Below are 14,222 nucleotides of genomic sequence, written 5' to 3'. Positions count from 1 at the left end.
GAGCGCACGGGTGTACACGGGGGGCACTCGGCGGAGCGCACCCCGCCGGGAGCGCTCAATGCTTCACGAGTAAAACACCTGCTAAATTAATAGCATGAGCAGTGCTACCCCCCACCGACTTCCGCTCGCCGGAGCCCTCCGGCTCGGCCGGCCCGCCGACATCTGGTTCAAACCCGCCCTGAGCGTGGTCGCCGCCGTCGCCCCGCCGAACCTGGCCCTGCTCGCACTCGGCCGTCTCGACCTGGCCATGTACACGATGGCCGGGTCGCTGTGCGCGCTGTACGCCCACAACCGGCCCTACGCCGCCCGGGCACGCACCCTCGCCTGGGTGGTGCTCGGCATGGTCGGCGGCCTCGCCGTCGCCCTGCTCGCCGCCTCGCTCACCAGCGACGCCGTCGTCCTCGTCGCCGTCGGCGCCCTGCTGGCCGCCGTACAGAAGACCGTGTGCGACGCCACCCGGATCGGCCCGCCCGGCCATGTGGTGCTCACCTTCATCAGCTCCGCCGCGCTCTTCGCACCCCAGACCCTCGGCGGGATTCCCGGGCACCTCGGGCTGGCCCTGGCCGCCGGAGCCTGGGCCTGGCTCATCGGCATGGCACCCGGACTGCTCCGCCCGCACGGCCCGGAGCGCCGCGCCACCGCGCAGGCCCTGAACGCCGTCGCCGCATACGCCGCCACCCACGCCGCCACCCACGGCACCGGCACCGGCACCGGCGACGGCCACGCCCGGGCCCGCGCCGCGAGCGCCGCCGCCGTGCACGCCGCCTGGCAGGCGCTGCTCGCCGCCGGCCCCCGGCCCGACCGCACCCGCCGCGCCCTCGAACGGCTCCTGGTCCGCGCCGAGGTGGCCCTCGCCGCACCCGCCGACACCGACCCCGCACGGCTGCGCGCCTGGGCCCGCGCCCTGCGCGGCACCGGCCCGGTCCCCGGCGTCGGGATCCCGGCCGAGGCGGCGGCCGAACTCCTCGGCGTCGACATCGAACTCGCCACCCCCCGGCCGCCGTTGCGGCGCCGCCTCGCCCCGCTCGCGCCGCTCGCCGTACGCACCGCGACCGGCTGCGCCCTCGCCGGCTACGCCTCCCTCGCCCTCGGCGTCGGCCGCCCTTACTGGGCGCTGGTGACCGCCGCCTCCCTGTACCAGGCCAACGTCACCCTCACCTGGAGCCGGTGCGTCCAGCGGGTCGTGGGCAACCTCGTCGGAGTGCTCGCCTTCGCCGCCCTCGTCCCGCTCACCCGGGTCCACCCGGCCGCCCTGGTGCTGTGCTGCCTCGCCCTCAACTTCGGCGCCGAGGCGCTCATCGGCCGCAACTACTGGCTCGGCACCGTCTGCGTCACCCCGATGGCCCTGCTCATCACCGAGTTCGCCCGCGCCCAGAACCCGGCCGAGCTGATCACCGAGCGGGTCGGGGACACCCTCGTGGGTGCCGTGGCCGGCTTCCTCGCCGCCGTCGTCGTCACCAACCGGCGCGCCGGAGAACGCCTGGACCACGCGTTGACCGCGGCGGACCGCGCCCGGGAGAGCGCCGCCCGGCTGCTCGCCGAACCAGATCCCTCGCCCGGCGCCCTGGAGACCGCCCGCCGCAGCCTCGCCGCCGCCCTGGTCGAGCTGCGCGCCGTCGCGGACGCCGCCGCCGGCGAGTGGTGGCAGCGCGCCCTGCCCACGGAGCGGGTCGTGCGCACCGAACAGTCCGGACACCGTACGCTCGCGGCGACGGTACGGCGCCAGGGCCTCGTACCGCAGGACCACGCACCGGTCCAGGCGCGGGCGGTCGCAGGCCGCGACCCGGACAGCACGACGGAGGACACCAGGCCATGACGGCGACGAACGGCGCACCGGCAGCCGGCGGCGGGGCATCCGGAACCGACACCGCGCACACCGACACGGCGCGCGGCGACACGGTCGCCGCCGTCGTCCGGCAGTGGCGCGCCGTCCACCCGGAGCTGCCCACCGGGCCCATGGAGATCATCGGCCGGATCAACCGCTGTGCCGCGCTCCTCCAGCAGGCCGAGGACGCGCCGCTGCGCCGGGCCGGGCTCAGCCGAGCCGAGTTCGACCTGCTGGGCGCGTTGCGCCGCACCGGCCACGAGCTGACGCCGGGGGAACTGGCCCGGGAGACCTTCTCCTCGGGGGCCGCCGTCACCAAGCGGCTCAAGCAGCTGACGGAGCGCGGACTGGTCGAACGGCGTGGCGACACCCGGGACCGCCGGGTCGCGCACGTCCGGCTCACCGATGCCGGCCGCGACCTCGTCGACGGCATCCTCCCCGAGCAACTCGCCTACGAGACGGGCGTACTGTCCGTCCTCACCCCCGACGCCCAGCACGAAGTGGCCTCCCTCCTCTCCGAGCTGCTCACCGGCCTCGAGGGCCGCTCTCCCTGGTAGAGCGAAGCGGCCGCGGTCCCGGCGGGGTCGCAGCCGACCTCCAGCACCCGCCGGGACCGGTCGTACGTCGGGCATGAGGGGAAGCCCGGCCACGCCCCGGCGGGGATATCGCCCGGCCCCCCGGGCAGCGACGGCCGCGGGCTAGATCCCCGGGCGGTACCGCAGGGGATGGTCCGCCGGGATCTCCACCAGGACGATCGGGACGCCGTCCGGGTCGGCGATCCACATCTCGATCAGGCCCCAGGGCTCCCGGACCGGCGGCCGTACGATCTCCACGCCCTTGGCCCGCAGTTCCTCGGCCGCGGCCGAGGCGTCCGCCACCTGGAGCCAGAGCCGTACGGCGGGGGAGGGCGGGGTGTCGGAGCGGCCGGAGACCTCCAGGAAGCCGCCACCGAGGAAGTAGACCGTGCCGCGCTCGGAGCCCTCGCCGAACTCCCGGTAGACGGAGAGGCCGAGCTGTCCGCCGTAGAAGGCACGGGAACGTTCGGGGTCGGTGGGCCGCAGAAGCGTCCGGCTGCTGAGAACGTGCACCATGCAGGCGGAGCCTAGTGGCAGGGTTACCCTCGGACCAGCCCGAGCCACGCCCGAGATCGGAGAACGCCCCATGGACACCGCCGCCACCGGACTCATCTTCCGGGACGCCACGGACGCCGACGTCGACGCCCTCGTCGCGCTGGTCGAGTCGGCCTACCGCGGGGACGCCAGCCGGGCCGGGTGGACCACCGAGGCGGACATCCTGGAGGGGCAGCGGACCGACCCCGAAGGCGTGCTGGAGATCATCAAGTCGCCCGACAGCCGGTTGCTGACGGTCGAGCAGGACGGCCGGATCGTCGCCTGCTGCCAGCTCGAACACCGCGGCGCGCACGCCTACTTCGGCATGTTCGCGGTCAGCCCGGAACTCCAGGGCGCGGGACTCGGCAAGACCGTCATAGCGGAGGCCGAGCGCCGGGCCGCCGCGACCTGGGGGGCCACGGAGATGCACATGACGGTCATCTCGGTGCGCGAGGACCTCATCGCCTGGTACGAGCGCCGCGGCTACCGCCGTACGGGACGGATGACGCCGTTCCCGTACGGCGACGAGCGCTTCGGCATCCCGCAGCGCGACGACCTCCGGTTCGAGCTGCTGGTCAAGCAGCTGGGCTGAGCACCGGCGGCGCGCGTCAGGCCGTGAAGCGGCCGGTGCGCTTGATGTCGGGATAGTCGGTGGTCGCGCCGTCCAGCTCCAGCGCGCGGACCAGCCGCAGGTGTTCCTGGGTGTTGACCACCCAGCCGAAGATCCGCAACCCGGACGCGCGGGCGTGCTCGACGATCTCCAGGGTGATCCGGCGGATGTTCAGGCACAGGGTCGCCGCGCCCACCGCCACCGCGCGCTCCACCACGTCCGTGCCGTACCGGCCGGCGACCAGGGCCGTACGCACGCCCGGTACCAGCCGGGCGATCTCGGCGACCGCCGCGTCGTGGAACGAGGACACCTCCACCCGCCCCACCAGGTCCCGCGCGTGCAGCACCTCGGCCAGCGCGCGGGCCGCCGCCACATCCTTGATCTCGGCCTGCACCGGCAGGCTCACCGCGTCGAGCACCTCCTCGAACACCGGCACCTGCTCCCCGCGCCCCGCGTCCAGGGCGCGCAGTTCGGCGAGGGTCTTCTCGGCGATCGGCCCGGTGCCGTCCGTCGTCCGGTCCACCTCGGCGTCGTGCATGACGACGAGCGCGCCGTCCTTGCTCAGATGCAGATCGAGTTCGATCAGGTCCAGGCCGGCCTGCTGCGCGGCGACGAAGGAACGAAGGGTGTTCTCGGGCTCGACGCCCATGACCCCGCGGTGACCGATGGTGAGGAAGTTCAAGGCTCGACTCGCTTCCGTCGACAGCGGCTCGGCGACGCTCGCAGCCTAACCGCCGGGGATGCGAAGACCCCGTATGCGCGCGGGCGGGCGCCCGGCGCGCGTCGACTGGCCGGTTTCCGACTGGGCCGTGACCCTGTGGCGGGCGCGTCGCTCCCGCCGCCACGGGCCGGCTCGGACCCTCTCGCGCCCTCGCCCGCACCGACGGAAGTGACCGTCGTCACGGTTTCAGACCGCAAAAACATCCGTGATCGACGGTCTCCGCAGAAAAATTTCCTGGTCAAGCTCTTGATGAGTGAAACGGGGTATGCATACGGTGTCCATACGCGAGGTTCTCCCGTGGAGGATGGGACATGACGGAAATTCTTGTGCAGGCGAGTGCGGAGGGGCGGCTTTCTCCGCTGACCAGGGTTGTTGAGCACCCGGCCTGGCCCCAGCTCAAGGATGCCGTGGAGCAGATTCGGCCATGGCAGTCGAAGGACGGGTCGATCGACTTCGACGCCGAGGGTGCCCCGGCGAAGGCGGACGCGGAGGCGGCCGTGCACCGGGTCATGGACGCGGTCGAGCAGCTCTCCCCGCTGCTCCCGCACGACGCCGCGTACCACGCGGCGCTGGTGAAGGACCTGCGCCGGTGGGCCGAGGGCGGCTTCGAGGTGCCGGACTTCCTGGACTCCCTGCTGGCCTTCCAGCCCGCCGCCCAGCGCGCGGACGGCCTTCAGCACCTGGTCGTCTTCCCGATGTACACGCAGAACGGCAACCCGGACCGCAACCTCGAGGCGGTCGTGCTGCGCATGGTCTGGCCGGAGTGGCTGGCCGAGCTGGAGCGCACCCGCTACGACAACCCGCTCTTCTGCGGCATCACGTTCGAGGACTTCACCTCCGGCTACGACACCAACTCGGCCGTCCTCTTCCCGGAGACCATCGCCGTCCGCGAGGCGCCGGAACGTTTCTCCTGGGGTGGCATCTTCTGTGACCGCGAGGCCGCGCGCTTCCGCCGGGTCACCGAGGCCGCCGTCGACCTGCTGGGCCTGGAGCTGCCCGAGGACATCGCCGCGATGGTCCACGACCAGAAGCGCTGCGAAGAGGCCTTCGTGCTCTGGGACATGGTCCACGACCGCACCCACAGCCACGGCGACCTGCCGTTCGACCCGTTCATGATCAAGCAGCGCCAGCCGTACTGGATGTACGGCCTGGAGGAGCTGCGCTGCGACCTCACCGCCTTCAAGGAGGCCGTGAAGCTCCAGGCGGACGGTGTCCCGCAGGCCCGTGACGTGCAGTACGCGGTGCTCTTCGACCGGATGTTCCGCTTCCCGGTCACCGGCGACCGCAACCGCAACTACGACGGCCTCGGCGGTCAGCTGCTCTTCGCGTACCTGCACAAGCACGAGGTCCTGCGCTGGACCGACAACAAGCTCTCCATCGACTGGGAGCGCGCCCCGCAGGTCACCAACCAGCTGTGCGCCGAGATCGAGAAGCTCTACAAGGACGGCATCGACCGCCCGAAGCTGGTGCACTGGTTCGCCGGCTACGAGCTGGTCTCCACCTACCTCGCCCCGCACCCCGGCTCCACGTGGGCCAAGGGGCCCGACGCCCTGGACCTGACCCAGCCGCCGCGCAAGCTGGTGGACGACGTGCTGCCGGACGAGTTTCCGCTGAGCATGTTCTATGAGGCCCTGTCCAAGAAGCTGAAGAACGTGATCGCCTCCACCAAGGGCATCACGGCCGACAGTGCCGAGCGGATCGCCGCGTGAGCGACCGCGTCCAGAACACGCTTGCTCTGAAGGGGAAGAAGATGGCGGGGAACGGGGCTCTCAGCGGTGCGGTGATCGCGGTGGCCGGTGCGGGCGGGCCCGCGGGGCGGGCGGCGCTGATCCGGCTCGCCGAGGCCGGTGCGACGGTCGTCGGCTCGGACAACAACCCCGAGCGCCTGGCGGAGGCCGTGGACGCGGCCCGCTATGCGCGCGGTGGTGCCACGGTCACCGGTGAGACGGTCGACCTGCTCGACCTCGGCTCGACCCGGGAGTGGGCCGCGCGCATCGAGAAGGAGCACGGCCATGTGGACGGCCTGGTCCACCTGGTCGGCGGCTGGCGCGGCGGCGCGGCCTTCGCCGACTCCAGCCTGGAGGACTGGGACCTGCTGGAGAAGCTGCTCGTCCGTACCGTGCAGCACACCTCCCTGGCCTTCTACGAGCCCCTCCAGCGCAGCGACCGGGGCCGCTATGTGCTGATCAGCGCCGCCGGCGCGTCGAAGCCCACCGCGGGCAACGCGGCCTACTCCGCGGCCAAGGCCGCCGCCGAGGCCTGGACGCTCGCCATGGCCGACGGCCTCCGCAAGGCCGGGGGCGAGGAGGGCCCGCGGTCGGCGGCTGCCATCCTGGTGGTGAAGGCACTGGTGCACGACGCCATGCGCGCCGAACGCCCCAACGCGAAGTTCGCGGGCTTCACGGACGTCAAGGAGCTGGCCGAGGCCATCGAGGGCGTCTGGAGCAAGCCCGCCGCAGAAGTGAACGGAAACCGTCTGTGGCTGACCGAGAAGCCGTGAACCCTCCCAAGACCGACGCGCGTCGTCATCACGACCCCGAGGTCCGCGGTTTCGCCAGTGACAACTACGCCGGCGCCCACCCGGAGATCCTGGCCGCCATAGCCCTGGCGAACGGCGGTCACCAGGTGGCCTACGGGGACGACGACTACACGGAGCACCTCCAGAAGATCATCCGCAGCCACTTCGGCGCCTCCGCCGAGGCCTTCCCGGTCTTCAACGGCACCGGCGCGAACGTGGTCGCGCTCCAGGCGGTCACCGACCGCTGGGGCGCGGTGATCTGCGCGGAGAGCGCGCACATCAACGTGGACGAGGGCGGCGCCCCCGAGCGGATGGGCGGCCTGAAGCTGCTCACCGTGCCCACGCCCGACGGCAAGCTCACGCCCGAGCTGATCGACCGGCAGGCCTGGGGCTGGGAGGACGAGCACCGCGCCATGCCCCAGGTGGTGTCGATCACCCAGAGCACGGAGCTGGGCACGCTCTACACGCCCGAGGAGATCCGCGCGATCTGCGAGCACGCCCATGCGCACGGCATGAAGGTGCACCTGGACGGCTCCCGTATCGCCAACGCCGCCGCCTCCCTGAACGTGCCCATGCGCACGTTCACCAACGCGGTCGGCGTCGACATCCTGTCGCTCGGCGGTACCAAGAACGGCGCCCTGTTCGGGGAGGCCGTCGTGGTCCTCAACCCGGACGCGGTGCGCCGGATGAAGCATCTGCGCAAGCTGTCCATGCAGCTGGCGTCCAAGATGCGCTTCGTGTCGGTGCAGCTGGAGGCGCTGCTCGCCAAGGACCTGTGGCTGCGCAACGCCCGGCACGCCAACGAGATGGCGCAGCGGCTCGCCGAGGGCGTCCGTGCGGTCCACGGCGTGGAGATCCTCTACCCGGTGCAGGCCAACGGCGTCTTCGCCCGGCTCCCGCACGACGTGAGCGAGCGCCTGCAAAAGCGGTTCCGGTTCTACTTCTGGGACGAGGCCGCCGGCGTGGTGCGCTGGATGTGCTCCTTCGACACCAGGGAAGAGGACGTCGACGCGTTCGTGGCGGCGCTCAAGGAAGAGATGGCGCGCTAGAACAGAGTGCATAGGGCTTCGGCGCATAGGTATGCGGTCACCTGAAAAGTCATTGACTGGCGGGTGATCGCATTTCTATGCTCTGCGGGCATGGAGCTGATCCAGAACACTGCCGACCTGTCCGCATATCTGGCCGCCGACGAGGCCATCGACCACCAGCATCCGGTGGTGCGGGAGACGGCCGCCCGTCTCGCCCAGGGGGCCGCGGATTCGTATGCCTATGCGCAGGCCGCCTTTGAATTCGTCCGGGACACCATCCCGCACTCCGCCGACGCCGGCGATCCGCGCGTCACCTGGCGCGCCTCCGACGTCCTGGAGCAGCGCACCGGCATCTGCTACGCCAAGGCGCACGCGCTGACGGCCCTGCTGCGGGCGGAGGACATCCCCACGGCGCTGTGCTACCAGCGGCTGATGCACGACGACGGCAGCGGCCACGCCCTGCACGGCCTGGTCGCGGTGCGCTTCCACGGCGCCTGGCACCGGCAGGACCCGCGCGGCAACAAGCGGGGTGTGGACGCGCGCTTCTCCCTGGACGGCGAGCGGCTGGCCTGGACCGCCGATCCCGCGCGCGGTGAGCGGGACTGTCCGGGGCTGTTTGCCGCCCCGCATCCGGCGGTCCTCGACGTACTCAAAGCTGCCCCGGACCGGGCTCATTTGTGGGAGACGCTCCCCGCCACCCTCTGATGCCTCACCTGGGGCGGGCCGTCGCCCGGGCGCTCGCGCCGCAGGGGTCGCGGGGGCGGCGTGCGCGTCAGTGCGCCTCGGCCGCGCGCAGCTGGTCCGCCGTCGGCGCCGTGCCGCCGAGGTGCGCGGGGAGCCACCAGGAGTCGCCGGAGTCCTTCGGGCGGCCCGGGTAGGCGCGCTGCGCGGCCTCCAGCAGCTCCTGGACGCGCTCGCGCAGCCGCCGGGTGATGGCGCCGGCGTACTGGTCGCGGGGCGCCTCGACGGGCTCGCCGACGCGGATGGTGACAGGCAGGTGGCTGCGCTTGAAGTTGCGCGGCTGACCCTTGGTCCACAGCCGCTGGGTGCCCCACACCGCCATCGGGACCAGCGGCACACCCGCCTCCTGCGCGAGCCGCGCCGCACCCGACTTGAAGCTCTTCAGGGTGAAGGACTGCGAGATGGTGGCCTCCGGGAACACCCCGATCACCTCGCCGGAGCGCAGCGAGTCCAGGGCGTGCGCGTACGCCTCCTCGCCCTGCTTGCGGTCCACCGGGATGTGCTTCATGCCGCGCATCAGCGGCCCGGAGACCTTGTGCCGGAAGACCGACTCCTTGGCCATGAAACGCACCAGGCGCTTCTGCGGCAGCGCGGCCAGACCGTTGAAGATGAAGTCCAGGTAGCTGATGTGGTTGCTCACCAGGACGGCACCGCCGGACCGTGGGATGTTCTCCGAGCCCTGGCAGTCGATCTTGAGGTCCCAGACCTTGAACATCGTCTTGGCGAAACCGACGACGGGACGGTAGACCAGCTCTGCCATAGGTGGGACAGGCCCTTTCTGCTCTGCTCGGGAAAGGGGCTCCCGGCGGGAAAGTTACGCAGCCGTAGGTTTACGGCGTCTCGCAGATCGTGCCCGAAGAACGGACGGACAGCCAGTCCTGGCGCCCCGGAGTGGCGAGATCCTCGTCACGTCGGCCTACATCCCACCTCGTATCTTTAAGTCCCCTTTACGCTGGTGTCGATGCGCAGAGGCGGCGGAACCGGAGGTCGAAGGTGCGTGGGCGGGACGACGTGAGGCGGCTGGAGGCGGCCGAACTGGGCGGCGAACTCGGTGAGCGGGCCACCCTGGTCCAGTTCTCCAGCGCCTTCTGCGCGCCCTGCCGGGCCACCCGGCGCATCCTCGGCGAGGTGGCCGCGATGGTGCCTGGCGTGACCCACGTGGAGATCGACGCGGAGGCCCGCCTGGACCTCGTACGCGCCCTGCGCATCCTCAAGACGCCCACCGTGCTGGTGCTCGACGCGGCGGGCCGGGAGGTGCGGCGCGCCGCCGGACAGCCCCGCAAGGCCGACGTCATCGCGGCCCTGGGTGAGGCGGTCTGAGGGGGTTTCGGATCACCGTGAGGGATCTCCCAGTTCGCAGGCCGCACTTGACGGCGCACACCGGCTATCGTCAGCCTGACCGTATGCCGATCGATCTCCTTCTCCACGGACGGGCCCACGTCGACCTCGCCCGCACCGCGAGCGCCTGCTGTCCGGGGCGTTGAGCAGCCACCGCCCCGCTCGTCCCGCCCGGCAGAAGGACAACTCCATGACGGCCACGCCCGATCTCGGCACCCACCAGCTCGCCTCCCCCGACCTGCTGCGCTCCACCTTCCGCCGGCACGCCGCCGGTGTCGCGGTGATCACGGCGCGCGGCGCCTCCGGCCCGGTCGGCTTCACCGCCACCTCCCTCACCTCGGTCTCCGCCGAACCGCCGATGATCTCCTTCGGTATCGGCACGGGCGCGTCCAGCTGGCCCGCGATAGCCGAGACGGACCACGTCGGCATCCATCTGCTCGGCGAGCACCAGACCGAGCTGGCCACCACCTTCGCCCGCAGCGGCGCCGACCGCTTCGGCGCGCCCACCGCCTGGCGCGAGGGCCCGGAGGGCGTTCCCCTGCTCGACGACGTGCTGGCCTGGCTGGTCTGCCGGATCGTCGGCCGGGTGCCCGCCGGTGATCACCGCATCGTGCTGGCCGAGGTCGTCCTCGGCGACCCCTCCGGCTCCGGCCGCCCGCTCCTCTACCACCAGGGGCGCTTCAACGGTCTGCGGGATTGATCACGCCCTCCCCGCCTGCACGGCCGTCCAGTTCCGGTTACGCTGCGTTGCGAAGGTCACAGTTCAAAGCGCTTGCTTAGCGGGCAGGAACTGGGTGTACTGACGAGTAATATTTCGGTCGGAGCGCGCCGACGCCCCGACCGGGATCGGCCGCTTCAGGCGCCTATGCTGCCTGCAAGAGGCAGCCAGGAAATGACGATGCAGTAGGAGAGCCGGCGTGAGCTTGAGGATCGTTGTCACTGTGAAGTACGTGCCCGACGCCACTGGCGACCGGCACTTCGCCGATGACCTGACCGTCGACCGCGACGACGTGGACGGTCTGCTCTCCGAGCTGGACGAGTACGCGGTCGAGCAGGCGCTGCAGATCAAGGAGAACGCGGACGACGACGCCGAGATCACCGTTCTCACGGTCGGTCCGGAGGACGCCAAGGACGCGCTCCGCAAGGCCCTGTCGATGGGTGCCGACAAGGCCATCCACGTCGAGGACGACGACCTGCACGGCACGGACGCCATCGGCACCTCCCTGGTGCTGGCCAAGGCGATCGAGAAGGCCGGTTTCGACCTGGTCGTCTCCGGTATGGCCTCCACCGACGGCACCATGGGCGTCGTACCGGCGCTGGTCGCCGAGCGTCTGGGCGTCCCGCAGGTCACCCTGCTGTCCGAGGTCTCGGTCGAGGACGGCGTGGTCAAGGGCCGTCGCGACGGCGACGCGGCCTCCGAGCAGCTCGAGGCCTCCCTCCCGGCGATCGTGTCCGTCACGGACCAGTCCGGCGAGGCCCGCTACCCCTCCTTCAAGGGCATCATGGCGGCCAAGAAGAAGCCGGTGGAGTCCTGGGACCTGTCCGACCTGGACATCGAGGCCGAGGAGGTCGGCCTGGAGGGTGCGTTCACCGTGGTCGACGCCGCGAACGAGCGCCCGGCGCGCACGGCAGGCACCATCGTCAAGGACGAGGGCGAGGGCGGCAAGCAGCTCGCTGAGTTCCTCGCGAGCCAGAAGTTCATCTAAGGGCTCGCCCCCGCTGACCGCCCCTCAACTTCGTTACGCAGGAGAGCAATCCCATGGCTGAAGTCCTCGTCTACGTCGACCACGTGGACGGTGCCGTCCGCAAGCCCACCCTGGAGCTGCTGACGCTGGCCCGCCGCATCGGCGAGCCCGTCGCCGTCGCGCTCGGCAACGGCGCCGCCGACACCGCCGCCGCGCTCGCCGAGCACGGCGCGGTGAAGGTCCTCACCCACGACGCGTCCGAGTACGCCGAGTACCTGGTCGTGCCGAAGGTGGACGCCCTCCAGGCCGCCTACGAGGCCGTCTCCCCGGCCGCCGTGCTGGTCCCGTCCTCCGCGGAGGGCAAGGAGATCGCCGCCCGTCTGGCGCTGCGCATCGGCTCCGGCATCATCACCGACGCCATCGACCTCGAGGCCGGCGACGAGGGCCCGGTGGCCACCCAGTCGGTGTTCGCCGCGTCCTTCACCACCAAGTCCCGGGTCGTCAAGGGCACCCCGGTCATCACGGTCAAGCCGAACTCGGCCGCCGTGGAGGCCGCCCCGGCCGCCGGTGCGGTCGAGGCCCTGTCCGTGTCCTTCTCCGAGAAGGCCACCGGCACCAAGATCACCGGCCGTACGCCGCGTGAGTCGACGGGCCGCCCGGAGCTGACCGAGGCCGCGATCGTGGTCTCCGGTGGCCGTGGTGTCAACGGCGCCGAGAACTTCTCGATCATCGAGGCGCTCGCCGACTCCCTCGGTGCGGCCGTCGGTGCCTCGCGTGCCGCCGTCGACGCCGGCTGGTACCCGCACACCAACCAGGTCGGCCAGACCGGTAAGTCGGTCTCGCCGCAGCTGTACATCGCCAACGGCATCTCCGGCGCGATCCAGCACCGCGCCGGCATGCAGACCTCGAAGACCATCGTGGCCGTCAACAAGGACGCCGAGGCCCCGATCTTCGAGCTGGTCGACTACGGCGTCGTCGGCGACCTGTTCGACGTCGTCCCGCAGCTGACCGAGGAGATCAAGGCCCGCAAGGGCTGAGCCTTCCCACGGCTGACCGAAGGCCCCTGTGACCGCGCTGGTCACGGGGGCCTTTCGTGCATCCTGAAGACGCGCCGGTGGGTGTTGACCAGCGGGAACCCGGCCGGATAGCTTCATTGTGCGGATTATCGATTCCGTACAGCGGAAAATTGGAGGGTCTGGGATGGGTCAGCAGGAGAAGGTGGCGACGAGCCTCGCGGGCGCCGTCAGCGAGGAGATCAGCGCCTCCCTGGCACCGGTCGACGCGGAGCTGGAGCGCCGCTACCCCGGGGACCCCGGCACCCGGCAGCCCGTGCACACCGTCTACGTACCCGGTGACGCCTTCGCCGCCGACACCCTCCGCACCTGGGGCGACCAGGCCCTCGCCCTGCTCGACGAACACGCCCCCGACGCCGCCTCCTTCGCCGCGGTCCTCGGCCTCGCCGACGACCTCGCCGAGCCGGTCTACTCCCGCGTCCGCGCCAAGCTGGAGCGCGAGCCGATCGAAGACCTGCGCGTCGACTTCGAGGACGGCTACGGCCCCCGCCCCGACGCCGAGGAGGACGCGGCCGCCGCCCGCGCGGCCCGCCTGATCGCCGAGGCCTTCCGGAACGGCACGGCGGCGCCGTACATGGGCATCCGCATGAAGTGCATGGAGGCCGCGGTACGCGACCGGGGCATCCGCACCCTGGACGTCTTCCTCACCGGGCTGATGGCGGCCGGCGGCCTGCCCGAGGGCCTGGTGCTGACCCTGCCCAAGGTGACCTACCCCGAGCAGGTGAGCGCCTTCGTCCGGCTGCTGGAGGCCTTCGAGAAGGCGCACGGCCTGGACGCCGGCCGGATCGGCTTCGAGATCCAGATCGAGACCAGCCAGTCCATCCTCGCCACCGACGGCACCGCCACCGTCGCCCGGATGATCCAGGCCGCCGAGGGCCGCGCCACCGGACTGCACTACGGCACCTTCGACTACAGCGCCTGCCTCGGCGTCTCCGCCGCCTACCAGGCCAGCGACCACCCGGCCGCCGACCACGCCAAGGCGATCATGCAGGTGGCCGCCGCGGGCACCGGCGTCCGGGTCTCCGACGGCTCCACCAACGTCCTCCCGGTCGGCCCGACGGAGAAGGTCCACGACGCCTGGCGGCTGCACTACGGCCTCACCCGCCGCGCCCTCGGCCGCGCCTACTACCAGGGCTGGGACATGCACCCCGGCCACATCCCCACTCGCTACGCGGCCGTGTTCGCCTTCTACCGGGAGGGCTTCGAGCAGGCCGCCGCCCGGCTCGCCCTTTACGCCAACCACGCGGGCGGCGACGTCATGGACGAGCCCGCCACCGCCAAGGCGCTCAGCGGCTACCTGCTGCGCGGCCTGGACTGCGGCGCCCTGGACATCGCCGAGGTCGCCCGCCTCACCGGCCTGACCCGCGCCGACCTGGAAGGCTTCGCGGCCCCCCGCCGCGGCGACCTGACGGCCTCCGCGAAGTAGGCCTCCAGGGCCTGTCTTTCGGATCAGGTCGGCTGCCGCGCCGGCGCCATTCTGGCCGACCCGAGCGGGGTCATGGGGGTGCCCCCTGCTCATGGGGGTCCCCCCGCTCGAGCGGAGCCGAGAGTGGGGGAGGAGTCGAGAGCTTGGG

15 protein-coding genes are annotated in these 14,222 nt (G+C 71.7%); 12 read left to right on the top strand and 3 right to left on the bottom strand.

Translation table 11 applies throughout. From position 1 onward, the window contains the following. Positions 1-94: 94 nt before the first annotated feature. Complete coding sequence (locus tag ACZ5CZ_RS31610; RefSeq protein ID WP_468947759.1) at positions 95-1,816, top strand: FUSC family protein; 1,722 nt, start codon at positions 95-97, stop codon at positions 1,814-1,816. After that, positions 1,813-2,382 carry a MarR family winged helix-turn-helix transcriptional regulator gene (locus ACZ5CZ_RS31605; RefSeq protein WP_468947757.1) on the top strand — a complete coding sequence of 190 codons (570 nt, stop codon included), beginning with the start codon at positions 1,813-1,815 and terminating at the stop codon, positions 2,380-2,382. Before ACZ5CZ_RS31610 ends, ACZ5CZ_RS31605 begins: the two co-directional genes overlap by 4 nt. Positions 2,383-2,523: 141 nt before the next feature. On the opposite strand, the gene ACZ5CZ_RS31600 is transcribed toward ACZ5CZ_RS31605, so the two are convergent. After that, complete coding sequence (locus ACZ5CZ_RS31600) at positions 2,524-2,916, bottom strand: VOC family protein (protein WP_450786674.1); 393 nt, start codon at positions 2,914-2,916, stop codon at positions 2,524-2,526. Positions 2,917-2,986: 70 nt separating this feature from the next. On the opposite strand from ACZ5CZ_RS31600, the gene ACZ5CZ_RS31595 reads away from it, so the two are divergent. Next, positions 2,987-3,526, top strand: a complete 540-nt coding sequence (locus ACZ5CZ_RS31595) for a GNAT family N-acetyltransferase (RefSeq protein WP_468947755.1) — start codon at positions 2,987-2,989, stop codon at positions 3,524-3,526. 16 nt (positions 3,527-3,542) lie between these two features. On the opposite strand, the gene ACZ5CZ_RS31590 is transcribed toward ACZ5CZ_RS31595, so the two are convergent. Next, on the bottom strand, positions 3,543-4,226 hold the full coding sequence (locus tag ACZ5CZ_RS31590) for a glycerophosphodiester phosphodiesterase (protein WP_385842376.1): 684 nt from the start codon (positions 4,224-4,226) through the stop codon (positions 3,543-3,545). 350 nt (positions 4,227-4,576) lie between these two features. On the opposite strand from ACZ5CZ_RS31590, the gene ACZ5CZ_RS31585 reads away from it, so the two are divergent. The 4 genes from ACZ5CZ_RS31585 (at position 4,577) to ACZ5CZ_RS31570 (ending at position 8,516) form a co-directional block, all read left to right on the top strand. Further along, entirely contained in the window at positions 4,577-5,974 is a 1,398-nt protein-coding gene (locus ACZ5CZ_RS31585) for a DUF6421 family protein (protein WP_385842377.1), read from the top strand. A gap of 41 nt (positions 5,975-6,015) precedes the next feature. After that, positions 6,016-6,765, top strand: a complete 750-nt coding sequence (locus tag ACZ5CZ_RS31580) for an SDR family NAD(P)-dependent oxidoreductase (RefSeq protein WP_385842478.1) — start codon at positions 6,016-6,018, stop codon at positions 6,763-6,765. Then, positions 6,762-7,832 (top strand): threonine aldolase family protein, encoded by a 1,071-nt coding sequence (locus ACZ5CZ_RS31575; RefSeq protein WP_385842378.1) that lies wholly within the window; start codon positions 6,762-6,764, stop codon positions 7,830-7,832. The genes ACZ5CZ_RS31580 and ACZ5CZ_RS31575 overlap by 4 nt, the downstream gene beginning before the upstream one ends. A gap of 90 nt (positions 7,833-7,922) precedes the next feature. Then, positions 7,923-8,516 (top strand): transglutaminase-like domain-containing protein, encoded by a 594-nt coding sequence (locus ACZ5CZ_RS31570; protein WP_468947753.1) that lies wholly within the window; start codon positions 7,923-7,925, stop codon positions 8,514-8,516. Positions 8,517-8,583: 67 nt separating this feature from the next. Here the strand turns inward: ACZ5CZ_RS31570 and ACZ5CZ_RS31565 are convergent, their stop codons facing one another. After that, positions 8,584-9,312: a lysophospholipid acyltransferase family protein gene (locus tag ACZ5CZ_RS31565; protein WP_385842380.1), complete on the bottom strand. Its 729-nt coding sequence runs from the start codon at positions 9,310-9,312 to the stop codon at positions 8,584-8,586. 233 nt (positions 9,313-9,545) lie between these two features. On the opposite strand from ACZ5CZ_RS31565, the gene ACZ5CZ_RS31560 reads away from it, so the two are divergent. From ACZ5CZ_RS31560 to ACZ5CZ_RS31540, 5 genes are all read left to right on the top strand, one after another. Further along, positions 9,546-9,872, top strand: coding sequence for a TlpA family protein disulfide reductase (locus ACZ5CZ_RS31560; protein ID WP_468947751.1), 327 nt, complete (start codon positions 9,546-9,548; stop codon positions 9,870-9,872). Between the two features lie 208 nt (positions 9,873-10,080). Next, positions 10,081-10,590 carry a flavin reductase family protein gene (locus tag ACZ5CZ_RS31555; protein WP_450786662.1) on the top strand — a complete coding sequence of 170 codons (510 nt, stop codon included), beginning with the start codon at positions 10,081-10,083 and terminating at the stop codon, positions 10,588-10,590. 217 nt (positions 10,591-10,807) lie between these two features. After that, entirely contained in the window at positions 10,808-11,596 is a 789-nt protein-coding gene (locus ACZ5CZ_RS31550) for an electron transfer flavoprotein subunit beta/FixA family protein (RefSeq protein WP_385842383.1), read from the top strand. A gap of 53 nt (positions 11,597-11,649) precedes the next feature. Further along, positions 11,650-12,612, top strand: coding sequence for an electron transfer flavoprotein subunit alpha/FixB family protein (locus ACZ5CZ_RS31545; protein ID WP_450786659.1), 963 nt, complete (start codon positions 11,650-11,652; stop codon positions 12,610-12,612). Positions 12,613-12,775: 163 nt separating this feature from the next. Beyond that, entirely contained in the window at positions 12,776-14,074 is a 1,299-nt protein-coding gene (locus ACZ5CZ_RS31540; RefSeq protein ID WP_468947748.1) for a DUF6986 family protein, read from the top strand. Positions 14,075-14,222: the final 148 nt, after the last annotated feature.

The sequence above is a fragment of the Streptomyces sp. NPDC031418 genome (genome assembly GCF_055581605.1).
The sequence above is the reverse complement of the archived record's forward strand: the minus strand, read 5'-3'. Positions and strand labels throughout refer to the sequence as shown.